Annotated in this window: 17 protein-coding genes, 3 tRNA genes, 1 other RNA gene and 4 pseudogenes; 12 read left to right on the forward strand and 13 right to left on the reverse strand. The window is 61.4% G+C overall.

What is annotated here, in order from left to right:
* The coding region (locus tag IHE30_RS15035; RefSeq protein WP_443193576.1) for a hypothetical protein at window positions 1-227 on the forward strand (227 nt) is incomplete at its 5' end.
* On the opposite strand, the gene dnaX is transcribed toward IHE30_RS15035, so the two are convergent.
* Entirely contained in the window at window positions 190-2,343 is a 2,154-nt protein-coding gene (gene dnaX, locus IHE30_RS01845; protein WP_443193577.1) for a DNA polymerase III subunit gamma/tau, read from the reverse strand. The two genes, IHE30_RS15035 and dnaX, sit on opposite strands and share 38 nt — an antisense overlap.
* A gap of 240 nt (window positions 2,344-2,583) precedes the next feature.
* Window positions 2,584-2,682, reverse strand: an RNA gene (gene ffs, locus IHE30_RS01850) — signal recognition particle sRNA small type.
* Between the two features lie 232 nt (window positions 2,683-2,914).
* Here ffs and trxA point away from each other — a divergent pair.
* The 8 genes and pseudogenes from trxA to IHE30_RS01890 all read left to right on the forward strand — a co-directional run bounded on the left by trxA (window position 2,915) and on the right by IHE30_RS01890 (window position 11,722).
* Window positions 2,915-3,241 carry a thioredoxin TrxA gene (gene trxA / locus IHE30_RS01855; RefSeq protein ID WP_337688416.1) on the forward strand — a complete coding sequence of 109 codons (327 nt, stop codon included), beginning with the start codon at window positions 2,915-2,917 and terminating at the stop codon, window positions 3,239-3,241.
* A 214-nt stretch (window positions 3,242-3,455) separates the two neighbouring features.
* Entirely contained in the window at window positions 3,456-4,718 is a 1,263-nt protein-coding gene (gene rho / locus IHE30_RS01860; RefSeq protein WP_013435079.1) for a transcription termination factor Rho, read from the forward strand.
* 185 nt (window positions 4,719-4,903) lie between these two features.
* A pseudogene (locus IHE30_RS01865) lies at window positions 4,904-5,383 on the forward strand (MerR family transcriptional regulator); the annotation flags it as partial.
* 218 nt (window positions 5,384-5,601) lie between these two features.
* Entirely contained in the window at window positions 5,602-7,098 is a 1,497-nt protein-coding gene (locus IHE30_RS01870; RefSeq protein WP_337688962.1) for an MFS transporter, read from the forward strand.
* 22 nt (window positions 7,099-7,120) lie between these two features.
* Window positions 7,121-7,960, forward strand: coding sequence for a M90 family metallopeptidase (locus IHE30_RS01875; protein WP_337688419.1), 840 nt, complete (start codon window positions 7,121-7,123; stop codon window positions 7,958-7,960).
* Window positions 7,961-8,075: 115 nt separating this feature from the next.
* A complete protein-coding gene (locus IHE30_RS01880) occupies window positions 8,076-8,342 on the forward strand; it encodes a type B 50S ribosomal protein L31 (RefSeq protein WP_337688421.1) in 267 nt (88 codons plus the stop codon).
* A 190-nt stretch (window positions 8,343-8,532) separates the two neighbouring features.
* Window positions 8,533-10,290 carry an ArnT family glycosyltransferase gene (locus IHE30_RS01885; protein ID WP_337688423.1) on the forward strand — a complete coding sequence of 586 codons (1,758 nt, stop codon included), beginning with the start codon at window positions 8,533-8,535 and terminating at the stop codon, window positions 10,288-10,290.
* A gap of 85 nt (window positions 10,291-10,375) precedes the next feature.
* Window positions 10,376-11,722, forward strand: coding sequence for an MATE family efflux transporter (locus IHE30_RS01890; RefSeq protein WP_337688425.1), 1,347 nt, complete (start codon window positions 10,376-10,378; stop codon window positions 11,720-11,722).
* 148 nt (window positions 11,723-11,870) lie between these two features.
* On the opposite strand, the gene IHE30_RS01895 is transcribed toward IHE30_RS01890, so the two are convergent.
* From IHE30_RS01895 to IHE30_RS01905, 3 genes and pseudogenes are all read right to left on the reverse strand, one after another.
* A tRNA-Asp gene (locus IHE30_RS01895) sits at window positions 11,871-11,947 on the reverse strand.
* A gap of 72 nt (window positions 11,948-12,019) precedes the next feature.
* Window positions 12,020-12,095 (reverse strand) — tRNA-Glu (locus tag IHE30_RS01900).
* A 426-nt stretch (window positions 12,096-12,521) separates the two neighbouring features.
* A pseudogene (locus IHE30_RS01905) lies at window positions 12,522-12,662 on the reverse strand (helix-turn-helix domain-containing protein); the annotation flags it as partial.
* A 40-nt stretch (window positions 12,663-12,702) separates the two neighbouring features.
* On the opposite strand from IHE30_RS01905, the pseudogene IHE30_RS01910 reads away from it, so the two are divergent.
* Both IHE30_RS01910 and IHE30_RS01915 read left to right on the forward strand, forming a co-directional pair.
* Window positions 12,703-13,139 (forward strand): annotated as a pseudogene (locus IHE30_RS01910) (IS3 family transposase); the annotation flags it as partial.
* Window positions 13,140-13,336: 197 nt separating this feature from the next.
* Window positions 13,337-13,966, forward strand: coding sequence for a hypothetical protein (locus IHE30_RS01915; RefSeq protein WP_337688427.1), 630 nt, complete (start codon window positions 13,337-13,339; stop codon window positions 13,964-13,966).
* 284 nt (window positions 13,967-14,250) lie between these two features.
* Here the strand turns inward: IHE30_RS01915 and IHE30_RS01920 are convergent.
* From IHE30_RS01920 to gltX, 3 genes and pseudogenes are all read right to left on the reverse strand, one after another.
* Window positions 14,251-14,585, reverse strand: a pseudogene (locus IHE30_RS01920) (IS110 family transposase); the annotation flags it as partial.
* Between the two features lie 293 nt (window positions 14,586-14,878).
* A tRNA-Ala gene (locus IHE30_RS01925) sits at window positions 14,879-14,954 on the reverse strand.
* A 72-nt stretch (window positions 14,955-15,026) separates the two neighbouring features.
* Entirely contained in the window at window positions 15,027-16,427 is a 1,401-nt protein-coding gene (gltX, locus tag IHE30_RS01930) for a glutamate--tRNA ligase (protein WP_337688428.1), read from the reverse strand.
* 227 nt (window positions 16,428-16,654) lie between these two features.
* Here gltX and IHE30_RS01935 point away from each other — a divergent pair, with 227 nt between their 5' ends.
* The gene (locus IHE30_RS01935; protein WP_337688963.1) at window positions 16,655-17,578 is read left to right on the forward strand and encodes a patatin-like phospholipase family protein; all 924 of its coding nucleotides are present in this window, start codon (window positions 16,655-16,657) and stop codon (window positions 17,576-17,578) included.
* Between the two features lie 44 nt (window positions 17,579-17,622).
* On the opposite strand, the gene IHE30_RS01940 is transcribed toward IHE30_RS01935, so the two are convergent.
* The 5 genes from IHE30_RS01940 to IHE30_RS01960 form a co-directional block, all read right to left on the reverse strand.
* Entirely contained in the window at window positions 17,623-18,306 is a 684-nt protein-coding gene (locus IHE30_RS01940; RefSeq protein WP_337688429.1) for a C40 family peptidase, read from the reverse strand.
* Window positions 18,307-18,443: 137 nt separating this feature from the next.
* Window positions 18,444-20,105, reverse strand: coding sequence for an ABC transporter ATP-binding protein (locus tag IHE30_RS01945; RefSeq protein WP_337688430.1), 1,662 nt, complete (start codon window positions 20,103-20,105; stop codon window positions 18,444-18,446).
* Window positions 20,106-20,127: 22 nt separating this feature from the next.
* On the reverse strand, window positions 20,128-21,177 hold the full coding sequence (locus IHE30_RS01950) for an ABC transporter permease (RefSeq protein WP_337688965.1): 1,050 nt from the start codon (window positions 21,175-21,177) through the stop codon (window positions 20,128-20,130).
* Between the two features lie 46 nt (window positions 21,178-21,223).
* Window positions 21,224-22,264, reverse strand: coding sequence for a microcin C ABC transporter permease YejB (locus IHE30_RS01955; RefSeq protein ID WP_337688431.1), 1,041 nt, complete (start codon window positions 22,262-22,264; stop codon window positions 21,224-21,226).
* A 6-nt stretch (window positions 22,265-22,270) separates the two neighbouring features.
* Window positions 22,271-24,148, reverse strand: a complete 1,878-nt coding sequence (locus tag IHE30_RS01960; protein WP_337688432.1) for an extracellular solute-binding protein — start codon at window positions 24,146-24,148, stop codon at window positions 22,271-22,273.
* Window positions 24,149-24,219: the final 71 nt, after the last annotated feature.

Raw genomic sequence — 24,219 nt, forward strand, 5'->3', positions numbered from 1 at the left:
GCGTTGATCTCGCGCTCGGCTTGCTGCTGTTGCTGCACGCGCCGCGCGGCCGCTACAGCGCGGCTGTGCGGCGTGCGGGGCCGACCGATACGGCCACGCGGACCGGCTTGCCTAGGGCCGCTTCGAGCGCAGCCTTCAGCTTGCCGGCGTGCGCCGCGTCCGCATACTGCGGCACCGGCACGCGCAATGTCAGCTCGTCACCGTCGCACGCCACGAGTTCGCTATGAAACGCAAGTTGGTACGCAATGCCGCTGAGCGACAGCGATGCGGCCAATGTCGGCCAATCGCCGTCATAGCCAAGCGGCGCAAGAGGCACAGCCGGCGGCAACGGCGTGTCCTCGACTGACGCCGGCGGCTGCACGGCAGCCGGCACGGGCGCCAGGTCATCCGCCAGTGCGGCGAAATGGGGCTCGCCAACGTCGAACGCGCCGTCATACGCGGACAGCGGCCGAACGCGTCGTCGGGCGGCGTGTCGTCCCAAGGTGCCACCGCCGGCGCCGATGCGCGAGCAGCACCCTGTGCGTCGCCGGCGCCGTGAACCGCGCCGGACGCGCGCGCCGCGCCACTTGGCGCGGCAGCGCCCCGCTGTTGGCCGTCGCGGCGCGGCGCTGGACGCCGGGCGCCGGCGACAGCGTTGGCCGCTAGCCGTTCGGCCAGCTGTGCTGCCGCGGACGCCGCTTTCGTGCGAGGCGGCACGGCGGCGCTGTCGCCGCCGGCGCCCGGCACCGTTGTCCCCTCGGATCGGATGGCGCCCGACGCAGCAGCCGGCGCACGACCACGCTCGCTTGAAGCGCGGACTGCCTTGCCTCGCAGCATGCCAAGCGCCGCGCTGGCCGGACTGCCAACGCGCGAAGGGTCCTCTGGGAGCGATGGAACCGGTGGCGACGATGGAGCGGCAACGTCCTTCTGCAACGCGTGAGGGCTCGGACCGGTCTCGAGCACGTCCGTCAAACCATCGTCTGTGTGGGGCGCACCGGCCCCGTCCGCCTGCAGCGCCTCATCCGCGTCAGCCTCGCCGCGTGCCTCCGCAGGCATGCCAGGCGAGCGTGCAGCCATTTGCGCCGCCCCGGCGGCATGAGTAGGCATGGCGAGAGCCTGCGTCGCTGCGCGGACGTGCAAGCACGATACAACCTCGCGTTGCGTGGCACCGGCGGCGCGCGCGGCACCGGCTGTCGGGCCGCCGCCGGTCCCCGGCGCGCCCATCGCCGGCGTGCCGGGGACCGGCGGCATATCCGCTGGCGCAGGCCCGCGCACTACGTCAGCCATACCGAACGCAAGCATGCGCAACAGCGTCATCGTGAAACCGGCATACTCGTCTGGAGCCAGTCCCAGTTCAGCGCGACCAATCGTCGCGATCTGATAATAGAGCTGCACGGCTTCGGGCGTCAGCTGCCCCGCAAAACGTCGGATGTCCGCTGCTTCCGGCCACTCGTCCAGCACCGAATCGGGCACCACCTGCGCCCACGCAATACGGTGCAGCAGGCTGGACAGATCCTGCAGCGCCGTCGAGAACGACAGGCTGCGCGCTGCCATCTCGTCAGCCACCGAGCGCACCGCAGCGCCGTCGCGCATGGCGACCGCATCTAGCAAGCGCACCAGGTAGCTTTGGTCCAGTGCGCCGAGCATGCCCCGCACGGCCTGTTCGGTTACCGCGCCTGCCGCGTACGCAATCGCCTGATCGGTCAACGACAGTGCATCGCGCATGCTACCGTCCGCGGCGCGCGACAACAGGCGCAGCGCTTGCGTCTCAAAACTCATACCCTCGTCGGTCAGGATACGCTCCAGGTGCGACACGATATGGCCTGCCGGCATCTGTTTGAGGTTGAACTGCAAACAGCGTGATAACACGGTGACGGGAATCTTCTGCGGGTCCGTCGTCGCGAGAATGAACTTTACATGCGCCGGCGGCTCCTCAAGCGTCTTGAGCATCGAGTTGAACGCGTGATGGGTCAGCATGTGCACTTCGTCGATCATGTAGACCTTGAAGCGCGCATCGACCGGCGCGTAGACAGCGCGCTCGAGCAACGCCGCCATCTCGTCGACGCCCCGGTTGCTGGCTGCGTCCATTTCAACGTAGTCAACGAAGCGCCCTTCGTCGATTTCGCGACACGCCTTGCATACGCCGCACGGCGTGGCGGTAATGCCGGCCTCGCAATTGAGCGCCTTGGCCAAGATCCGCGACAGCGTGGTCTTGCCCACGCCGCGCGTGCCGGTGAACAAATAAGCGTGATGCAGCCGCTGCGCTTGCAGCGCATGGGTGAGCGCGCGCACCACGTGCTCCTGGCCGACGAGCGACGCGAAATCCTTGGGCCGCCACTTGCGTGCGAGAACTTGATAGGTCATCACGAAATTGTATCAGCAACGCTCGTGCGCACCACGCGCGATCGGCCGCGCGCCGCCGGATGCAGGCGTGCCAGTGGGCAAACGAAGAAGAGGTGCCGGTGAGAGAGGTGCCAGTGAGGGATGCTAATGGGCAAACGACGATTATGCGCGGGCATTGGCGCATGACGCGTATGCACGTTGCGTTGACACCGGAAATGATGGGAGCGGAACAGCTCGATCGGGTGATCGGAGCAAGAGGAAGGTGACGAGCCCAACCCTCGGCACTGGCGGAAAACGGCTGTGGCTGCTTCGTTCCCGACCTGACCAGGTTGACCGCGCCACCATGCGAGGAGGCCCGTCACGGCGTATTCTAGCACTGGATTGCATCGTGACGCCACCGCGCACAACGGAAAACGAATTACGTTAAGATGACGGCTGAATGACCTGCGAATGGGCGGGAGGGTCCCGCCGTTGCGCTTCGCGAGGGCCGCCTCGCGGCAGTAGCATGCCGCCGGGCGGGTTTTTGGAGATCGGGCATATCGGGGGGCCATCATGAGGCCGCACCCTGGGTGCCTTTAGAGGTAACGCGATAATGAGCGAACAAATCAAGCACATCACCGATGCTTCTTTCGAACAGGACGTCCTCAAGGCGGACAAGCCCGTCCTGCTCGACTTCTGGGCGGAATGGTGCGGCCCGTGCAAGATGATCGCGCCGCTACTGGACGAGGTGGCACGCGACTACGGCGACCGCCTGCAGGTCGCGAAGATCGATGTCGACCAGAATCCGTCGACGCCGGCCAAGTTTAGCGTGCGGGGCATTCCGACGTTGATCCTATTCAAGAACGGCGTGGCGACCCAAACGAAGGTGGGCGCATTGTCGAAGGCCCAAATCACGGCGCTGATCGACAGCCATATCTGAGCCCCCGCGGCGGCGCCCACACCGTGACGGCGCTTGTTGCAAGGATGCAACGAGCGCCGCATCGTGGCTATGCTTGAATTCACATAGCTATGCTATGCTAAGATTAGAAAAACCGAATACGTTTCAAATCGCATAACGTCCTAACCGGGCCCGTCGCCCGACGACCCTCCTCCCCTTTCTGTCGCTTCTCCTCTTTCCCTGGCGGGATTCCTGTATGCATTTATCCGAGCTTAAGTCGCAACACGTATCTGCTTTGATCGAAATGGCCAATGGCCTGGAGATCGAAAACGCGAACCGCCTGCGCAAACAGGAGTTGATGTTCGCAATTCTGAAAAAACGCGCCAAGACTGGTGAAACGATCTTCGGCGACGGCACCCTCGAAGTGCTGCCGGACGGTTTTGGCTTTTTACGCTCGCCCGAGACCTCGTATCTGGCGAGCACCGACGACATCTACATCAGTCCGTCGCAAATCCGCCGCTTCAACCTGCACACCGGCGACACGATCGAAGGCGAAGTACGCACGCCGAAGGACGGCGAACGGTATTTCGCGCTGGTCAAGGTCGACAAAGTCAACGGGCAGCCGCCCGAGGCCTCGAAACACAAGATCATGTTCGAGAACCTCACGCCGCTGCACCCGAACAAGCCGCTGTCGCTCGAGCGCGACGTGCGCGGCGAGGAAAACATCACCAGCCGCATCATCGACATGATTGCACCGATCGGTAAAGGCCAGCGCGGACTGCTGGTCGCGTCGCCGAAGTCGGGCAAGACCGTGATGCTGCAGCACATCGCGCATGCGATTAAGTCAAACCATCCGGACGTCACATTGTTCGTGCTGCTGATCGACGAGCGCCCGGAAGAAGTGACTGAAATGCAGCGCTCGGTAGCCGGCGAAGTGATCGCGTCCACGTTCGACGAACCAGCGTCGCGTCACGTGCAGGTCGCTGAAATGGTGATCGAGAAGGCCAAGCGGCTGGTCGAAATGAAGCACGACGTGGTGATCCTGCTGGACTCGATCACGCGGCTCGCACGCGCCTACAACACCGTCGTGCCGGCCTCGGGTAAGGTTTTGACTGGCGGCGTCGACGCCAACGCGCTGCAACGCCCGAAGCGCTTCTTCGGTGCGGCGCGCAACGTGGAGGAAGGCGGTTCGCTGACGATCATCGGCACTGCGCTGATCGAAACCGGCAGCCGCATGGACGACGTGATCTATGAGGAGTTCAAGGGCACCGGCAACATGGAGGTGCATCTGGAACGACGCCTTGCGGAAAAGCGGGTTTATCCGTCGATCAACCTGAACAAATCGGGCACCCGTCGCGAGGAATTGCTAATCAAGCCAGAAATTCTGCAGAAGATCTGGGTGCTGCGTAAGTTCATCCATGACATGGATGAAATCGAAGCCATGGAATTCCTGCTCGACAAGCTGAAGCAAACCAAGAGCAATTCCGAGTTCTTCGACATGATGCGCCGCGGCGGTTGAGCGCAGCCTGCACGTGTCGCTCCGCAAACCGCCGGTCTTGCCGGCGGTTTTTTATTGGGCCGGCAGCTTATGGGAACACATCGCTCACAGGCGGGCCGGCCTCGACCGGCCTGAACGCGAACATGAACGTGAACGTACAGGTTTATATATAATGGGCCTTTCCCCTCGTCGAATCGAACCGCGCGATGCGCCCTGCCGATCCTCCTTGTGCACTGGTGACCGTCAGCGAAGCCGCCACCCGGCTCGGCGTGACACCTCGCACGCTGAAGTACTACGAGGAACGGGGACTGGCCACGCCCACCCGCAGCAAGGGACGTTATCGGTTGTACGAGCAGGCCGATCTTGATCGCTTCGCGCGCATCTTGCGGATGCGCTCATTGGGCTTTTCGCTCACGGCGATCACCGAGTTGCTAAAGCAGCCGTTCGAGGCACCGACCGACGGAGGCCGCCCGCACCTCTCGCCTGCCGCGCTCGCCGCATGGCGCGCCTCACTGGCCACGCAATTGGACATTCTGAATCGACGTGTTGCCCAGGTGCGCAACGAACTGAAAACCGCCCAAGCGCTGCGGACGCAGTTACGGCACGACCTGGACTATGTTGACCAGCGACTTGCTGGCACGCCGGTGGACGTTGCACTACAGCGGCGCAAGGCGCGTAGCGGCGCCTATGGGCGGGACGGCACGAAGGCGGCACCGGCACGCGGAACCGACAGCCCAGTCAACACTGGCCACGAGAGCCAGGCCATACGCGATACTGACACGGCGCGAGCCCGTCAGCGGCCCATACCCTGCCCTACGCCGCGCGGTCCGGGCCACGGCAGCAGCCGATGAACGCCGCTCCGGCAACCGGCGCCACCCACGCACCCCACCGCGGCAGCGCGGTGATGTCATGGGTGCTCGCGGCGGTCATCGGACTAGACTATTTCGACAACGCTATTTTCTCGTTCTTCGCCACCTATATCGCCGGCGGCATCAACGCCTCCCCCGACGAACTGGTGTGGGCCTCGAGCGTCTATGCGCTGGGCGCCGTGCTGGGCATTCTGCAACAGCATTGGTGGGTCGAGCGCATCGGCTATCGCCGCTACATCGCCGGATGCATGGGCTTGTACGGCGCCGGCGCGCTGCTGGCGGCGCTCTGCGACAGCTCCGCCCAACTGCTGTTCGCACGAGGCGTACAGGGCTACTTCGTGGGTCCGATGCTCGGCGCGTGCCGGATCCTAATTCAAATCAGCTTCACCGCGCAGCGCCGAGCCAGCGCGCTGCGGGGGTTTCTGACGCTGATCGTCTCCGGCAGTGCGCTCGCCCCCATCGCCGGTGCATGGCTAGTGTCGCATTTCGACTGGCGGGCACTGTTCGCCTGCACCGCGCCCGCGGGCTTCGTGCTCGGCGTACTTGCGCTGTTGTCGCTGCCCGATACGGGGGACGTCGATCCGGCGCATCGCACCGAGCCGCACTACTGGCCCTATCTGGTGTTCGCATTCGCGCAAGCCGCATTGCAGATCGTCATGACGCAGCTGCGCTTCCAGCTGTTCACCGGCTCGCCTGGGTTGATCGTATTGACCGTATGCGGCATTGCCGGACTCGCCTGGTTTATCCACCACCAATGGCATCACCCGGCGCCACTGGTGCGCCTGCACGCGCTGCGCGAGCCTACGTTTCAGGTCGGGTTAGTGCTTTATGTGTTCTACTACTACCTGTCGACGGGGTTCAGCTACCTGCTGCCCCGGCTGATGGAACGCGGGCTGGGTTTCACGATCGAGAGCACGGGATATCTGAGCGGCGTCACATCATTGATATCCGGCATGATGCTCTTCGTCTACTTGCATTATTCGAAGCGCGTGCCGCGCAAGAAATGGATCATCGTGCCCGGGTTCGCGCTCGCGGCACTGGCCGCGCTGTGGACGGCGCAGATGTCACCACAGGTCGGCCGCGACGCACTCGCCGCTCCGCTGCTGCTGCGCGGCCTATTGCTGTTGTTCATCGTGCTGCCGGTCGCGAACCTGACCTTCCGCCTCTTCGAGATCGAAGAATTCACCCACGGTTACCGGTTGAAGAATCTGGTGCGACAACTGGCCATCTCGTTCGCCACCGCGTCGATCATCATGCTCGAGCAGCATCGGCTCGCGCTGCACGAAACCCGCCTCGTCGAAGCCGTCAATCCATACAATCCGATTTTTTCCGCGGCTCTGGACACGCTGAGCCGCGGCGTGCTCGCCATCGGCAATCCGTCCGGCGATTCGCACGGCGTCGCCGTCGCGCTGCTCGCGCGCAGTGTCATGCAGCAGGCGAATTTCCTGGCTTCATTAGATGGCTTTTATTTTCTGGCCGCGGTGGCGGTGGTCGGTGGGCTATTTGCCGCATGGCAGCGTGCATTGGACTGAATCGCAGACGGGACAGGACACCATGTTGGGCAAACTTTCCGACTGGCTCGGGCGGCGGCGCCGCGAGCGCGCGTTGCGCGAGTTCGCGATTTCGGACGCGCTATGGGCACACACCTGCGCGCAGCTGCCCTTCCTAGGCTACTTGACCGACGGCGACCGGGCGCGGCTGCGCGAACGGGTCAGCCTGTTTCTTGCACAAAAGACGTTCACGGCCGCACACGATCTCGAGTTGACCGATGAGATCTGTGTGGGCATTGCCGCGCAGGCCTGCCTGCCCGTGCTGAACCTGGGCTTGGAGCTGTACCGCGGATGGGTCGGCATCATCGTGTACCCGGGCGAGTTCGTGGTCCGCAAGAGCGTCGAGGACGAAGCCGGCGTGGTCCACGAGATCATGCAAGATGCCAGCGGCGAAGCGTGGGAAGGTGGCCCGGTGATCCTGTCCTGGGAAGACGTGCAAATGAGCGACGGCAACGAAGCGTACAACGTCGTGATTCACGAGTTTGCGCACAAGATCGACATGCTGAATGGCGATGCTGACGGCCATCCGCCGCTGATCCGTCGCTGGCATGCGGAGTTGAGCCGCACCGAATGGGACGACCTCTTCGACAACGCGTACGATCAGTTCTGCGCACGCGTGGACGCGGCTCCACCGCATCGCTGGGCGCACCGGGAGCGCGATTCGCTAATCGACCCATACGCAGCCGAACACCCGTCGGAATTCTTCGCGGTGTGCAGCGAGGCGCTGTTCGTGCGGCCACACGCCTTCGCCGAGCAGTATCCGCAACTATACCGACTGCTCGCGCGCTATTACCGACAGGACCTAGCCGGCACCGGAGTCCTGAAAAATTCGTCAACCAACTGATTTTCAGGCATAATTCTGCCTTTTCCACCTTCGGAAAGTGGCTCGCGCACCGGCAGCAAACTGTCGACAGGGTGGCGCGGCGGGCTGGCTACCGCTTGAAATCAAGGAACGTATCATGAAGCAAGGCATTCACCCCGATATCCGCGAGGTCGTGTTCCAGGACATGTCCAACGGCAAGACGTTCATCATCAGCTCAACGATCCAAACGCGTGAGACGATCGAACTCGACGGCAAGACCTATCCGCTCGCGAAGGTTGAAGTGTCTTCCGAATCGCACCCTTTCTATACGGGCGAGCAGAACAAATTCATGGATACGACCGGCCGCGTCGAGAAGTTCCGCCAAAAGTTCGGCAACCGTGCCGGCGCGAAAGTCGCGAAGTAAGCACGGCCGTGGAGCGGCCGCCCGCGCAGGCGGCCACCTCGGTACCTGGCCACGCCGCTTGCGGCGCGCCGCGCAGGCCGGGGCAGTTTCCATCAAGGGCAGCCGAGGCTGCCCTTTTCTGTCTAACGGCACCCGCAGCACGACTACAATGCTGGATCGCCGATCACAAGAATAGGTCCAATCGCCACGCATGAGACCCGTTGTCCGACTCACGGCCTCGGCCACCCGCGCCTTGCCGCGCTGGGCCTTGCTGACGATTTGCGTCGTCTATGCAGCATTCGGCCTGTTCGGCCGTGATCCTTGGAAGAACGAGGATGCCGCCGGCTTCGGCGTCATGTGGACGATGGCAAGCGGCACCTGGCGCGATTGGCTGCTACCGAACCTGGTCGGCAAGCCCGTGACGACGGATGGGCCACTTGCTTATTGGGTCGGCGCCTCCTTTATCCGATGGCTGGATCCACTGGTCGATCCGAGCAACGCATCGCGCCTCTACACTGGTGTGTTTTTCTGCATGACATGCGCGTTCGTCTGGTATGGTGCGTACCTGCTTGGCCGGCGCCCAGAAGTGCAGCCGTTTAAATATGCGTTTGGCGGCGAGCCGTTGCCGCAGGACTACGGGCGCACGTTGGCCGATGGCGCGCTGCTGATCGTGCTGGGTTGCTTCGGGCTGGCCGAGCGCGGCCACGAGACGACGCCGCAAATCGCTGAAATGACCGCGGTCGCCATGCTGCTGTATGGGCTGGTGCGCAGCCTAGACAAGCCCTTGCAAGGCGCGGCATGGACCGGCGTTGCAGTCGGTGGCATCGCATTGGCGGGCAATCCGGTGCTAGCAACCGCATTGCTCGTGGCGATCGTTGCCACGGCCGGGCTGGTCCACGGCGTCCAGATCAAGCCGTTTGCCGTGATCGCGATGCCGTTGGCCCTCGCGCTGGGGCTGGCGTGGCCACTGGCCGCGCTATGGGTGTTGCCAGTGCATGCACCGGATTTCTTACGCACGTGGTTCCACGGCAACTTCGATGAGTATGCTGGGCCGCCGTCCAAGGCGCTGTTCTACGCGATCAAGAACTTGCCACTGTTCACATGGCCCGCATGGCCACTTGCGATCTGGTCCTGGTACAGCTGGGGCAGACTGCGCCGCGCACCGCATGTAGCAATTCCGATGTTCGTGTTCTGGCCCCTGCTGGTACTGGTCGTGCTGCAGAGCCATCAAACCAACCGGTTTTTCATGCTGCTGATTCCACCGCTCGCGGTGCTCGCCGCATTCGGCCTGCCCACCCTGAAGCGCGGCGCGATCAATGCCATCGATTGGTTCGCGGTGCTCAGCTTCACGATCCTCGGCTCTTTCGTATGGCTAGTCTGGCTCGCGAGCTTGACTGGCTTCCCGCATCCGCTAGCCCGTAACCTCGCGCGGCTGGTGCCCGGATTCCAGCCCGAATTCACCCCCCTGTCGTTCCTGTGCGCACTTGTCGTCACGCTCGGCTGGATCGCATTGGTACGCTGGCGCATCTCGCGGCAACCGAAGGTCATCTGGCGCAGTGTCGTGCTGACTAGCGGCGGCACGACACTCATGTGGGTACTGCTGATGACGCTATGGTTGCCCGTGGTGAACTACAGCCGGACCTACCGCGACGTCGCCACGCAGATCGCCACGCATCTGCCACCTGACTATGCATGTATTCGGCCGGTGCGTCTGGGCAATGCCCAATTGGCGACCTTCGCGTACTTCGGCAACATGCGCTTTGCATTTGGCGATGAAGATTGCGACGTACTGCTGCGACAGGACACGCACGATTTCAGCGCGCCGGGCACGCTGCCGCCATACGCATGGCACCTCGCGTGGGAAGGACGCCGGGCCGCGGATCGCGACGAGTTGTTCCGGTTGTATGTCAGGGTCGAGCGACTGAAGACGCCACCGCAACGTGGTGTGAGACGTCGCACGATCCAATAGCTAGTCTTCAAGATCATAGGCTGCCAGGCGCCGCCAGCCGATAGCCACGCTGGCCCCTCAGCCCACCACCCAACCCACGCCCGACATGCTGACCGACGCCCGCCAAATTATCTCCCTCGCCTGGCCCGTGCTGGTCGGCCAGTTGGCGATCATTGCGTTCGGTGTCATCGATACTGCCATGGTCGGACGGTATTGCGCCACGGACCTGGCCGCTCTCGGACTCGGCTCGTCGATCTACATCTCGGTCTATATCGGTCTAACTGGCATCCTGGTGGCGCTGCAGCCCATCGCGGCACAATTATTCGGCGCGCACCGCCACGCGCAAATCGGCGAAGAAGTGCGGCAGTCGGCCTGGCTCGCCATCATGCTGACGCTGCCCGGTTGTCTGCTGTTGTACTTCCCGACGCCGTTGCTGCGCATCGCCGACGCGCCGCCGGAGCTGAATGAGCGCGCGCTCGCCTACCTGCGCATCCTGTCGCTCGGGCTGCCGGCTAGCCTGCTGTTCCGTCTTTTCAGCTCGCTGTCGAATGCGGTCACCAAGCCGCGGCCGGTCATGCTGATCCAGCTTGGCGGACTGATGTTGAAGGTGCCGCTCAATGCGCTGCTGATCCACGGCGCGTTCGGCCTGCCGGCGCTGGGTGGTCCAGGCGCCGCCCTCGCCAGCTCGATCATCAATTGGCTATCGGCCCTCGTCGGCATCGTGCTACTGCTGCGCGTCAATTTCTATCGCCAGTTTGCAGTGTTCGCGCAATACTCGTGGCCTCACTGGCGGCAACAACTGGCGTTGCTCAAGCTTGGCGTCCCGATGGGCCTGTCCTACCTGATTGAAGTCACATCCTACACATTCATGGCGCTGTTCATCGCGCGTTTCGGCGCCACGACGCTTGCCGGGCACCAGATCACCAGCAATGTCAGTACAGTGCTGTATATGACGCCATTGTCGATCGGCATTGCGACGTCCACGCTGGTCGCCCAACGGCTCGGTGCACGCGAATTTACCGCGGCACGCACTCTCTCCGCGCATGGAATCGGATTGGCTACAGGCATCGCGCTGCTGTACGCAACGGTCATCCTCGCGATGAAGCCATGGCTGATCGCCGCCTATACGCCCGACCCGAACGTGGTCTCCGCCGCCATGCCGCTGTTGACAATCGCCGCTGGCTATCACCTGTTCGACGCGCTACAAATCACCACTGCGTTCGCACTGCGTGCGTACCGGGTCGCCGTGGTCCCGACGATCATCTACGCCATCGCGCTATGGGGCGTCGGCCTGGGCGGCGGATACCTCGCCGGCTTCGACCCACTACATTGGATGCCCACGGCACTGACTGGCGCGCGCGGCTTTTGGTATGCCAATACGCTGAGCGTCGCGCTGGCGGCGACTGGGCTGCTGGTCTATTGGTCAAGCGTCAGCAGAAGGACACACGCATAGGCGTCGCTCGATCCAGAAGCGGGCCACAGTTGAATGCGGCGCACGTATGCGCGTAGTGATTCGCCGCATTTATACTAGAGGCCGCCTGGCAATACGAAATAAAAAAATCGGAATAAAAAAAGCCCGCATAAGCGGGCTTTTTTAACTTTGGCGGAGTGGACGGGACTCGAACCCGCGACCCCCGGCGTGACAGGCCGGTATTCTAACCAACTGAACTACCACTCCAATTCGACATCTTAGCGTGCAAGCGTCGTCTACCCTTGCACACTGCTCTTACCTTTTGGTGAGAGCGATATCTGGCGTCCCCTAGGGGATTCGAACCCCTGTACTCACCGTGAAAGGGTGATGTCCTAGGCCTCTAGACGAAGGGGACATAATCTTTTCAGATTCTGTCTCACTGTTTTGTTTAACAGCTCAGAAAAGAACGACATTATAACGACGTTTTTTCCGTTTGTGAAGTCTTTTTTGATCCGTTTCCTTCGTTTCAACGAAGACTTCACTCATTTCCGCCCAACTTCACAACGTGCCCGACTCGGAACAACATTGCTTTCGTCGTCAGCAGAGAAAGAGATTATACGCAGACTGGTCCCGGGTCGGCAAGCACTTTTCCGTTTTTTCAGCGAATGCGGGAGACCTTCGCCTGTGTCACCGGACGTCGGACGCGGCATGGACGTTGGGTCCCTCAAATGGTTACTGCACCGATAGAAATTCGACGATAGCCCGCAGGATCAGCCGCTCAGCCTCCTTGGGCTTGCTTATCCCCGTACAAGGGAAAGATAGATCAGGCGGCTTTGAGTACCTACATTTCGATGTCCAGCCTGGCGGCTGTCGCCATATTGACCGAAGCATCAAGGCCAAATAAATTGACCTTGCCACACATCAAGTCAGAGACACGTGGCTGAGTTACGCCAAGGAGCTTAGCTGCTTGCGTCTGGCTCACTTAGGTGCGAGCAAGGCTATATCGCGGCGCTATTTAAGGCATAGCAGACGGCTTTGAGGCAGACAAGGCGCCGGTCGCCGAGTTGGCGAAGAAGCATGGAACCAGCGAGCCGAGAATCGATCACTGGTGGCACTATTTCGGTGGCTTGGACGCCGCTGATGTAAAGACTCGAGCAGGAGAATGCTCGATTGAAGAAAATGCTAGCGGAACGGGAACTTGAACTGAAGGCGATGAAAGAGATCAACGCAAAAAACGGTGAGCATGTGTGCCCGCCGCCAGCAGGTCGCCTACGGGAAAGCACGGAGCCTGTCGAAGCGGCGTGCATGGGCGCTGATTTTGGTCACACGATCGGCGTTGCATTACGCATCGAAGCTTGTGGTACGCGACGCACCGATGCTGGAGGCGATGAGCCTCCTATCGGCGCAACATCCGCGCCATGGTTATCGCCGCATCCAGATCTTTCTGCAGCGACAGGGTGAGCTGCTTTAGAAATTCTGGCCTCATTCTGGCCACTGCATCAACCGAAAATCGGCGAGACCGCTAGCCTACGGATGGTGTGCTCAGCGAGGTAAGGTCAGCTGCACGTGTGGCCGCCAGCCGGACTCAAGCTGCGCGGCCCATGATTGCGGCGAGCAGCCGTCGACCCGACATCATTAGAAGCTCGTTACCTTAATATGATTGATCTATATGCGCTTCACGAAGAAAAAGCCCAGGACAGCCTTCTAACGATTCATCCTTCCCGCTGGTTATACGCTGGCCGACAATTGGCCGGCAGCGGCGTCTTTGACCCCTTCTCTCGAGAAAAACAAGCGATACGCGTAGGCGATCATATTGTCCAACACTTCAGGCAACTTTCTGAGATAGACTTGAATATTAAAGGGCGTCACAAGCACGGCTACTACTTTGCAACGTCGGCAGTTGCTGATCGCTATTTCAAGTATGTTCCAGAAGGTGACATGCTCGAATGCAGCATTCAAGATATGCTGTCCGTATGCCATCCAGACGGACATGCTGAAGTTCACACCCCTGTTGGATTTATCGATTTGCTACTTCCCTCCGCCGTTGTGGAGATCAAGAGCTTCATTAAATGGAAGTATGCGCTTGGGCAAATACTAGCGTACTCGACTTACTACCCGGACTACGCCAAAATCATTCACCTCTACGTGCGAGGCAATCAAACACCAAAGCTTGAACATCCGCTACGGATTTGTTCACAGTTCAACGTCCATATCACGTATCAAAATCTTTTGACTAGTGAGCTGGGGCCAATGTCTCGACTTAGCAAAATAGTGATCGCCTCATAGAAACACGCCTGCCGATAGCTTCCTGAACCGCACCGGGTTTGATGGAGGCTGGCATTCTTGAATGATTCATCGTGCTTTACCCGACCCTGAAGGATGATGCGGACATCTAACACCGACAGACCCGTCAGAGGGTAGTACGAGTAGACAGCGGTAGTCGAGTTCGGCCCATTATCTGGTGCGATGAGCCCACCACCACGTTGGAATGTCGTCGCGTGAGCACGGTGCGCACCCAACCGGCCAATCGGCCGCTTTGGCGCTCAAGCCACTACATGTAGGCGCAGACGTTTCGGCGTGACAAAACACATGGATGGGCGCGAAGCCACCTCGCAGACGCCTCGGCATCCACAAAGTCGTTCTTGTTGCTCTTGACGAGGGGTCGCACGCATTGCGGCGACATGAGCTTGACCTGATGCCTGAAGCCAGTCAGTTTCCGAGCCATGTAATGAGCCTTTGCGCAGGCTTCCATCGCCACCGTGCAGGCGTAAAACACGGCAGAAAACTCGATCAGCTGCTTGCGACTCCCCTTCTTGTGAAACACCACTTTGCCATGCCGGTGCTGCCCGTGCACGCGAAAGGAGTGCTTGCTTAAATCAATTCCAATCAGTGCCACGTTCTGCAGAATAGCCTCCCCAAAGGAAAACACCCTACAGCGAAACCCGCCTGTAGGGTGAGAGTGACCATTTTCTTAGCCCCGTTTCTGATGCTGAGCAGAGCGAAGCTGCTGTGCAGTCAACTATCCCTTACCTGCCCCAAAAGCGAAGTTCGACGCTAACCAGTTTAGGGCAGGACTTTGGACAGACACAAGTGTGGGAGCACCGTGGAATACAGAGGATTCTACAGGCCGTAAAAATAGAAAAAGCCTTGATTCCCCAAGGCTTTTCAAACTACGGCAATTATCTGCGGACTATGTCTTGGTGGAGGTAAGCGGGATCGAACCGCTGACCTCTTGCATGCCATGCAAGCGCTCTCCCAGCTGAGCTATACCCCCGACAGAGAACGAGATTCTAAGAACAAACCGACCGTTTGTAAAGCCCTCTGGCGCAAAATTTCGTCACCCGGTTCAGGCCAGCCTTGCCCGCAGCCGCTCGAGCACCGTCTCGCGGCCGAACAGATGCAGCACCGCATCAATCGACGGCGTATGCGTCGTCCCGGCCACCAGCAGACGTACCGGCATCGCCAACTGGAGCATCTTCAGCTTGTGGGCTGCCAGCACCGCCTTCAACGCCGCCCCGATCGCCTCCTTCGTCCAGTCGATCCCCGCAAGGGCTTCGATGAACTCGGCAAGCGCGGGACGCACGGCATCTGTCAGATGTCGCTCAAGCTCCTGCGCTGCCGGCGCCGGCGTTTGGTAAAACATCACCGCGCTCTCGGCGATCTCCTTGACGGTGCTCGCACGGTCCTTGAGCAGCGCGACGACGCCGTCTAGCGGCGCCCCCTGCGTCGCATCGACACCAAGCGCGGCCAACATCGGCAACGCGAGTGACGCCAGCCGCGCGTTGTCGGCTTCCTTTAGATAATGGTTGTTCAGCCACTTCAGCTTATTGGCGTCGTACTGTGCCGGCGACTTGCCCAGGTGCTCAAGGTCGAACCATTCGACAAATTGCTCGCGCGAGAAGATTTCCGCATCGCCGTGCGCCCAACCCAGCCGAGCAAGATAATTCAACACTGCCTCGGGCAGGTAGCCCTCATCGCGGTACCCCGTCACGCTCATCGCCCCATTGCGCTTGCTCATCTTCTCGCCTTGCTCGTTGAGCACCGTGGGCAAATGCGCATACACGGGGGGCGTGCCGCCCAGCGCACGCAGGATGTTGATCTGACGCGGCGTGTTATTCACATGGTCGTCGCCACGGATCACGTGCGTGATCGCCATGTCCAGGTCGTCAACGACCACGCAGAAGTTATACGTGGGCGTGCCGTCGGGCCGCGCGATGACCAGGTCGTCAAGCTCGTCGTTCGAAATCTCGATGCGCCCCTTGACCGCATCGTCCCATGCCACCGTGCCGCTCAACGGATTCTTGAAGCGCACGACGGGCTGCACGCCAGCGGGCGGCGCCGGCAGCACCTTGCCCGGCTCGGGACGCCAAGTGCCATCATAGCGCGGCTTCAAGCCCGCCTCGCGCTGCCGTTCGCGCAGTGCATCCAGTTCCTCGGTCGACATGTAGCACGGATACGCAAGACCCTGATCGAGCAACTGCTTGATCACGTCGCGATAGCGGTCCATCCGCTGCATCTGGTAGTACGGCCCTTCGTCGAAATCGAGCCCGAGCCACTGCATGCCATCGAGGATCGCCTGCGTGGCCACATCGGTCGAGCGCTCGACGTCAGTATCCTCGATGCGCAGAATGAACGTGCCGTGATGTTTGCGGGCAAACGCCCATGGATAGAGCGCGGAGCGAATGTTGCCAAGATGGATGAAGCCGGTCGGGCTCGGCGCAAAGCGGGTACGTACGGAGGTGGTCATTGCAGATCAGATGGTTCGAGGCAAAGCCCGCGTTCGAGGCATGGCTCGCGGTTCAAGGCAAGACTCGCGGACCGGGCAAGCCATCATTATACCGGTGCGGTCGCGACTCCCCGGTGATGTCGGGGCAATGCGCTTAATCAGGGCATTGCGCCTATAATGCGCGCGGGCACCGTCGTTGCCGTGTCGCGGCAACATCGAACTGTGCGCCCATCGTGCTGGAGATTTCGTTGAAGCTGTTTGCTGTTTCGCCCACCCGCCGCCGCCTGCTCAGCGTCGCGACGGCCGCGCTGCTTGCCGCATGCACTGGCCCCAAGACCCGCCCCGATATGGCCGCCTCCGCGCTGCCGCCCGCCGCGCCGACCCGCCCGCTGAAGATCGGGCTGGCACTCGGCGCAGGCGCAGCGCGTGGTTTCGCCCACATCGGCGTCATCAAAGCGCTCGAGGCACGCGGCATCGATGCCGATATCGTGGTTGGCACCAGCGCCGGCTCAGTCATCGCGGCCTTGTACGCGTCCGGCATGACCGGCCTGCAGATGAACAAGCTGGCGTTGACGATGGACGAGGCGGCAATCAGCGACTGGGCGATGCCCTTGCGCTCGCGAGGCTTCCTCAAGGGCATCGCCCTGCAGAATTATGTCAACACCACACTGAGCAACCGGCCGATCGAAAAAATGGCCCGCCCGCTGGGCATCGTGGCCACCGACCTGAAAAGCGGTCAGCCGATTCTGTTTCAGCGGGGCAATACCGGCATCGCAGTACGTGCTTCGTGCAGCGTGCCATCGATATTCGAGCCGGTGCGCATCGGCGATCGCGAATATGTTGACGGTGGCCTGGTCAGCCCGGTGCCGGCCGCGTTCGCTCGCAAGATGGGGGCCGATTTTGTGATCGCCATCGACATCTCGCAGCGCCCGGAAAATGGTCTGACACAAAGCTCTTTCGACGTGCTGATGCAGACTTTCACGATCATGGGACAGTCGATCAAAGCCTACGAACTCAACAAATATGCGGATGTCGTAGTCCATCCCAACCTCGCCGCGATGAGCGGCAGCGATTTCGGCCAGCGGAACGCGGCGATTCTCGCCGGAGAAGAGGCCGTCAATCGGATCTTTCCGCAATTGCAGCAAAAGCTGGCGCTGGCCCGCCCGCAGTAACGCACAGGCATCTGTTTACCCGGCCGGCGCGCGGCCGGGAGCGTTCAGTTCGACGTCGATGCGCTGACGCGTTGCCGCAACGCGTCGGCCTTCGGATACGCGGCGTCAAGCCGACGCGCGCCGGTGAACCGTTTCTCCCAGTACCCGCCATCCAACTCATCGACGCGAATCGTACTGCCGGTTGACGGCGAATGCACAAACTTGTTGTCACCGATATAGATGCCCACGTGCGAGAACGTGCGACGCATCGTGTTGAAGAACACCAAGTCGCCCGGCTTCAATTCGCTCATCTTGACCTTCTCGCCAACGCGACTCATTTCCTCCGCGCGACGCGGCAACGTCAGGCCGAGCGTGTCTTGAAACACGTAACGGACGAAGCCGCTGCAATCGAGCCCCGAACTGGGCGAGTCGCCCCCCCACCGATAACGCACCCCGATCATGTTGAGCGCGCCGACGACCACATCGCCAGCCTTGGTGGCCATGCCGGAAAGAAACGAATGGGTGTTTGACGAAAAGGTCTGGCTTGCGCCTTGGTGGGAATCCTGGGCACCGCTCTGCGTCGTGCCGTTTTGTGCCGCCAACGGCTGGAAACTCGGTCCCATGTTGACGGTTTGCTTTCGACTGCTTGTTTCGTCGGCGTACGCCCCACTTACTCCAGCCATCAGCGCGCCGAGGAACACGCTAGCAACAATTCGAGCGCAAGCTTGCTTCAAGTTGATATGCTGCATCGGGTCGGTAGTATTTTCTGGGAAGCCCTGAAAAATCAGGGGGATGCGGAAAAGTTGGGACGATACTAACCAGTGTTTATTACGCTGTCAAAGAAAATAGACAATTTCAATTATTCTCATAGGGTTATTAGTTTCCATTAGTCCGACTCTGCATCAAACTTGGCAGCTTTCAATAATTGACGGGTGTAAGGATGAGTCGGCGCATGCAGCAGCACCTCGGTGGGCGCGGTTTCGACAATCATGCCGCTTCGGATGACGACAACCCGGTGTGCGATCGCCGCGATAACCTCCAGATCGTGTGAGATGAACACATAGCCGAGGTTGTACTTTTGTTGCAACCGCGACAGCAAATGCAGCACCTGCTGCTGAATTGACACGTCAAGCGCACTGGTTGGCTCGTCCAGCACCAGGACCTGCGGCTCGACGATGAGGGCGCGCGCAATAGCGATCCGCTGACGCTGCCCGCCAGAGAATTCGTGCGGATAGCGTAACAATGCGGTGCGATCGATCCCCACCTCCCGCAATGTGGCGATCACCTTTGCGCGCCGTGCGGCCTCGTCCAGGCCCGGCGCATGTAGCGCAAGCCCTTCGCCAACGATTTGCTCGACTGTCTGGTGCGGCGAAAGCGAATTGAACGGATCTTGAAAGACGACCTGGATCTGCGCGCGCAACGCACGGCGCTGGCGTCCACGGAATGAGCCTAGAGGTCGGCCGCGGAATTCGATCGTGCCGGTATCGGTGTGCTGCAGGCCGAGCAATGCCATCGCCAACGTCGTTTTTCCGGAGCCGGATTCGCCCACCACGCCCAGCGTCTCGCCCTGGCGCACGGCGACGCTGGCACCATCTAGCGCCACGAAGCGGCGTGGCACGAACCACTCGGCGATGGCGCGACGCCGCTTGGGGAACGACACGCGAATGTCGCGCGCCTCCAGCAGCACCGGCGCGATCGGCAACACCGGCAGGATGTGGCGCACTGGCCGACTCGCCAGCAACCGTTGCGTGTACGGATGCTGCGGCGCGGAGAAAATTTGCTCGACAGCGCCCGTCTCCACGAGTCTGCCCTGCTCCATTACCGCAACGCGCTGCGCAAAGCGTCGCACCAGGTTCAGGTCATGGGTGATCAGTAGCACCGCCATGCCGTGGGGATGGATATCGCTTGCCTGCTGCAAGTCGAGCAGCAATTCCACGATCTGGCCACGGAGTGTCACATCCAGTGCCGTGGTCGGCTCGTCCGCAAGCAGCAGCTGAGGCCGGCACGCGAGCGCCATCGCGATCATTGCCCGTTGCCGCTGGCCGCCGGAGAGTTGGTGCGGGTAGTCGTCCACCCGCCGAGGTGCGTCGTCGATGCCGGTACGAGCGAGCAACGCAATCGCTCGGCGCCGCGCCTGACGCGCGTCCACGCCGTCATGCCATTGAATTGATTCGATGATTTGCTTGCCGATCGTATACAACGGATTGAGCGCGCTCATCGGCTCCTGAAAAATCATCGCGATCTGGGCACCGCGCACACCACGCATGCGCCTTTCGCTCAACGTGAGCAGATCTTCGCCAGCGAAACGGATGGCGCCGTCCAGTTGCGCGTCGCGCAGCAGACGCAGCACGGACAGCGCGGTCACGGTCTTACCCGATCCGGATTCGCCGACCAACGCGACCCGCTCTCCCCGGCCAATGGCCAGGCTCAGGTCATGAACGGCGATCGACTCGCCGAAACGCACCTGCAAGTGCTCGATTGACAGCAGCGGCTGCGACTGGACCGACGGGACGGCCACCTCACCGGTCGGCGGAAATGCTTGCGTCATTGTGATCGTAGGATTCGCTTCATCAAGCGGCCAGCCGGGCATCGAGTGCGTTGCGCAACGCATCGCCCATGAACGTGAGCAGCGTCAGCGTCAGCACCAGAACACCGAACGTCGACATCGAGATCCACCATGCGTCCAGGTTCGCCTTACCCTGCGCAAGCAATTCACCGAGGCTAGGCGTAGGTGGCGGCACGCCAAGGCCGAGGAAGTCTAGGCTCGTCAACGCCAAGATCGACGCGCTCATGCGGAACGGCAGGAACGTGATGACCGGCGTCATGCTGTTGGGCATCACGTGCCGGCGGATGATTTGCCAGTGCGACAGCCCCATCGCGCGCGCTGCCTTCACATAGTCAAGCGTGCGGTTGCGCAGGCACTCTGCGCGCACGTAGGCGGCCAGCCCCATCCATCCGAACAGCGACAGCAGTACCAGCAGCAGCATGAGGCTGGGTTCGAAAATCGAGGCGAAGATGATCAGCAAATACAACTCCGGCAACGAACCCCAAATCTCGGTCAGCCGCTGCCCCGCCAAATCGATGCGTCCGCCAAAGTACCCTTGCAGCGCGCCGATTACGATGCCCAGTAAGGTGCCAATCGCCGTCAGCGCCAACCCGAACGATACCGACACAGCAAAGCCGTACAGCAGGCGCGCGAACACATCGCGCCCCTGGCTGTCGGTTCCGAGCCAATTCTCGCGCGACGGCGGCGCGGGATTGGGCACTTGCGAAAAATAATTCAGCGTATCGTACGAGTAGTGGTTCGGTGGATAGAGGGCGAAATGACCTGGTTGCTCGAAGCGCGCACGAATATACGGGTCGAGATAATCGGTCGGAGTGGGAAACTGCCCGCCAAACGTGGTTTCCGGATACGTCTGAAACAACGGAAAATATAGTGCATGCTGATAGCGCACGATCAGCGGCCGGTCGTTCGACACGAAGAAGCCACACAGGCTAAATGCATACAGCGCGACGAAGACAACCCAACTCCAATAGCCCAGGCGGTTGCGCTTGAAGCGACGCCACAGCCGCTGGTACGGCGACGGCGACGCGAGCGCCAGCACGGCGCCGCGCGCCATCGCATCCGGGCCGGCCCCATGGCTAGACTTTGCACGCAATCTCACGTCAACGCTCCAAATTGTCAAATTGGATCCGTGGGTCGACCAGCACGTAGCACAGGTCGGAAATCAGCTGCGTGATGAGCCCGATCAGCGTAAAGAGATACAGCGTGCCGAGCACCACCGGGTAATCGCGCCGCAGCACCGATTCGTAGGACAGCAACCCCAGGCCATCGAGCGAGAACAGCGTCTCGATCAACAAGCTGCCGGTGAAGAATGCGCCGATGAATGCCGCGGGAAAGCCGACGACGAGCGGCAGCATCGCGTTGCGTAGCACGTGCGTGAACAGCACGCGGCGCTCGGGCAGGCCTTTGGCACGCGCCGTCAGCACGTACTGGCGACGGATCTGGTCAAGAAAAGCGTTCTTGGTCAACATCGTGACCACCGCAAAGCTGCCGACCACCGACGCGGTCACCGGCAGCGCGATATGCCACAGGTAGTCGGCGATTTTACCCAGCATGCTCAGCTGCGACCAGTTGTCCGAGGTCAGCCCGCGCAGCGGAAACAGTTGCAAGAATGTGCCACCACCGAACAACACTAGCAGCAGCACCCCGAGCACGAAGCCGGGAATCGCATAGCCGACCAGCACGACAATGCTGGTCCAAACATCAAAGCGCGAACCGTTGCGCACGGCCTTTGCAATGCCCAACGGCACCGATATCAGATAGGTCAACAAGAACGTCCATAGCCCGATGCTGATCGACACCGGCAGCTTGGAGACCACCAGCGACCAGACGCTCTGATGCCGGAAGTAGCTGTCACCGAGATCGAATCGCGCATAACGCGATAGCATCAACGCGTAACGCTCCAGAGGCGGCTTATCGAAACCATACAGCTTCTTCAATTGCGCGATCTGTTGCGCGTCGACGCCGGCGTGCGCCCTCATGCCGAACGGCGTGCCGCCCTGCTCCTGCCCCTTGCGCAACTCGCGCACGGTCTGCTCGACCGGGCCACCGGGCACGACTTGGATCACGACAAAGGTCAACGTCAATACACCGAACAACGTCGGGATCATCAACAACAGGCGCTTTAGGATGTAGCTCCACATACCGGTTCAGGGTGCGTCATTCGAGGATGGACGGTCCTGCGGCGCCTGCCACCACAGCGAGCGGACCCACTCCTCGGCGGTGTAGTTAGGCGGCCCGGTCCGGGGATACGCCAGCGTGCGGCGATAGGCGATCCGGTGCACTGAACTGTACCATTGCGGCACCACGTAATAGCCATGCAACAGCACGCGGTCCAGCGCGCGACTTGCCGCCACCAGCTCATCCATCGTGCGCGCGGCCAGCAGCGCGTGCACGATGGCATCGAGCGCAGGCGATTTCAGGCCGAACAAGTTGTCCGAGCCCGGCTCGTCAGCCGCATGGCTGCCAAAACGCGCCAGTTGCTCCGAGCCCGGCACTGCGACATCTGGATACCGCAACGCGGTCATGTCGAAATCGAATGCGTCCAGCCGCTTCTGCAATACTGCATAGTCCAGCTGCCGGTACGTGGCCCGGATGCCTAGCTTTTGTAGGTTGCGGATATACGGCGCCGCGACTTGTGCCATGCCGCCGCCCGAATCGTCAATGATCTCGAATTCGAACGGCGTGCCGTCGCGCGCGCGCAATGCACCGTCGCGGTATGTCCAGCTCGCCTGGGCGAGTAGTTCACGCGCCTGAAGCAGATTGGCCCGGAGCGAGTGGGGAGGCGGCGCGGTGACCGGTTGCACCGGCAAAGGCCCGAACACGGCCGGATCGAGTTGCGCGCGCAACGGCGCAAGGATGGCCAGCTCGGCCGCATCCGGCATGCCTCGCGCGGCCAGCACGCCATTGGCAAAATAACTGTTCAACCGGGTGTACTGTCCATAAAACAGTTGCCGGTTCAGCCATTCGAAGTCGAGCGCCAAATCGAGCGCGTGCCGCACCCGCACATCGCGGAACAACGCGCGCCGCGTGTTGACCACGAAACCCTGCATGCCCGCACTGTTGTGGTGACGAAACTCGCGCTTGACCAGCTCGCCGCTGCGGAACCGCTTGCCGACATAGCCGCGCACCCATTGGCGGGCAATATACTCGACGTTCACGTCAAATTCTCCGGCCTTGAAGGCTTCAAGCTTGGCGACGTTATCCGCATAGAGCTTGTAGGTGATCCGCTCGAAGTTGTACATGCCGCGCCGCACCGGCAGCCCGGCTGCCCAATAGTGCGGGTCCTGCTTCAACGTGATGGTGCGGCCATTGTCGTAGCGCTCGATCAGGTACGGGCCGCTGGCGATCGGTGGCTCAAACGCCAGCTGGTCGAAGGGGATGCGCGAGCCGTCCGCGCGCAGCCCCCACTTACGCGAGAACACGGGCACACTGCCGGCCAGCAGCGGCAATTCCCGATTCGGGCGCTTGAACTCGAATCGAACCGTCGCGGCATCGACCACTACCGCGCGCGCGATATCGCCGAACACTGCAGCAAACTGTGGAGCGGCCAACGGGCTCTTGAGCGTATCGAACGAATATTTGACATCTTCTGCTTGCACCGGGTCGCCGTTCGAGAAACGCGCCTTCGGATTCAGATGGAACGTCGCGCACAGCCGGTTCGGCGCAATCTGCACGTCATCGGCAAGCAGGCCATAGGCCGACGCCAACTCGTCCGCGCTACCCGTCATCAGCGTCTCGAACATCAGGTCAATGCCGGGCGCGACGTTGCCGCGCAGCGTGAACGGATTGAACTTATCGAAACTTGTGAGCCGTTTCGGGTTGGCCAGCGCCAGCGTGCCACCCTTCGGGGCGTCGGGATTGACGTAATCAAAGTGCGAAAAACCCTGTGCATACTTCGGCTCGCCGTACTGTGCAATCGCATAGGCGCCGTACGCGGCGGGCGCAGCCAGTCCAGCGGTGACCAGTAAAGCGGCGATGAGACAAGGTTGCAATCGATGACGGAGCCATCGCGGGCCAGGGGTCATGAAACGGTCCAGGGTTGCGCTGTGCGACAATTCTATAGAAAATCGGGCGCCGCACCGGCATCGGGCACTGT

The organism is Mycetohabitans sp. B46 (assembly GCF_037389205.1).
In the GTDB taxonomy this organism is placed as follows: domain Bacteria; phylum Pseudomonadota; class Gammaproteobacteria; order Burkholderiales; family Burkholderiaceae; genus Mycetohabitans.

Excerpts from the sequence above, each read along its gene's own strand:
- dnaX (WP_443193577.1), bottom strand. The coding sequence starts at position 2,343 with ATGACCTATCAAGTTCTCGCACGCAAGTGGCGGCCCAAGGATTTCGCG.
- trxA (WP_337688416.1), top strand. The coding sequence starts at position 2,915 with ATGAGCGAACAAATCAAGCACATCACCGATGCTTCTTTCGAACAGGAC.
- rho (WP_013435079.1), top strand. The coding sequence starts at position 3,456 with ATGCATTTATCCGAGCTTAAGTCGCAACACGTATCTGCTTTGATCGAA.
- IHE30_RS01870 (WP_337688962.1), top strand. The coding sequence starts at position 5,602 with ATGTCATGGGTGCTCGCGGCGGTCATCGGACTAGACTATTTCGACAAC.
- IHE30_RS01875 (WP_337688419.1), top strand. The coding sequence starts at position 7,121 with ATGTTGGGCAAACTTTCCGACTGGCTCGGGCGGCGGCGCCGCGAGCGC.
- IHE30_RS01880 (WP_337688421.1), top strand. The coding sequence starts at position 8,076 with ATGAAGCAAGGCATTCACCCCGATATCCGCGAGGTCGTGTTCCAGGAC.
- IHE30_RS01885 (WP_337688423.1), top strand. The coding sequence starts at position 8,533 with ATGAGACCCGTTGTCCGACTCACGGCCTCGGCCACCCGCGCCTTGCCG.
- IHE30_RS01890 (WP_337688425.1), top strand. The coding sequence starts at position 10,376 with ATGCTGACCGACGCCCGCCAAATTATCTCCCTCGCCTGGCCCGTGCTG.
- IHE30_RS01915 (WP_337688427.1), top strand. The coding sequence starts at position 13,337 with ATGATTGATCTATATGCGCTTCACGAAGAAAAAGCCCAGGACAGCCTT.
- gltX (WP_337688428.1), bottom strand. The coding sequence starts at position 16,427 with ATGACCACCTCCGTACGTACCCGCTTTGCGCCGAGCCCGACCGGCTTC.
- IHE30_RS01940 (WP_337688429.1), bottom strand. The coding sequence starts at position 18,306 with ATGCAGCATATCAACTTGAAGCAAGCTTGCGCTCGAATTGTTGCTAGC.
- IHE30_RS01945 (WP_337688430.1), bottom strand. The coding sequence starts at position 20,105 with ATGACGCAAGCATTTCCGCCGACCGGTGAGGTGGCCGTCCCGTCGGTC.
- IHE30_RS01950 (WP_337688965.1), bottom strand. The coding sequence starts at position 21,177 with ATGGCGCGCGGCGCCGTGCTGGCGCTCGCGTCGCCGTCGCCGTACCAG.
- IHE30_RS01955 (WP_337688431.1), bottom strand. The coding sequence starts at position 22,264 with ATGTGGAGCTACATCCTAAAGCGCCTGTTGTTGATGATCCCGACGTTG.
- IHE30_RS01960 (WP_337688432.1), bottom strand. The coding sequence starts at position 24,148 with ATGACCCCTGGCCCGCGATGGCTCCGTCATCGATTGCAACCTTGTCTC.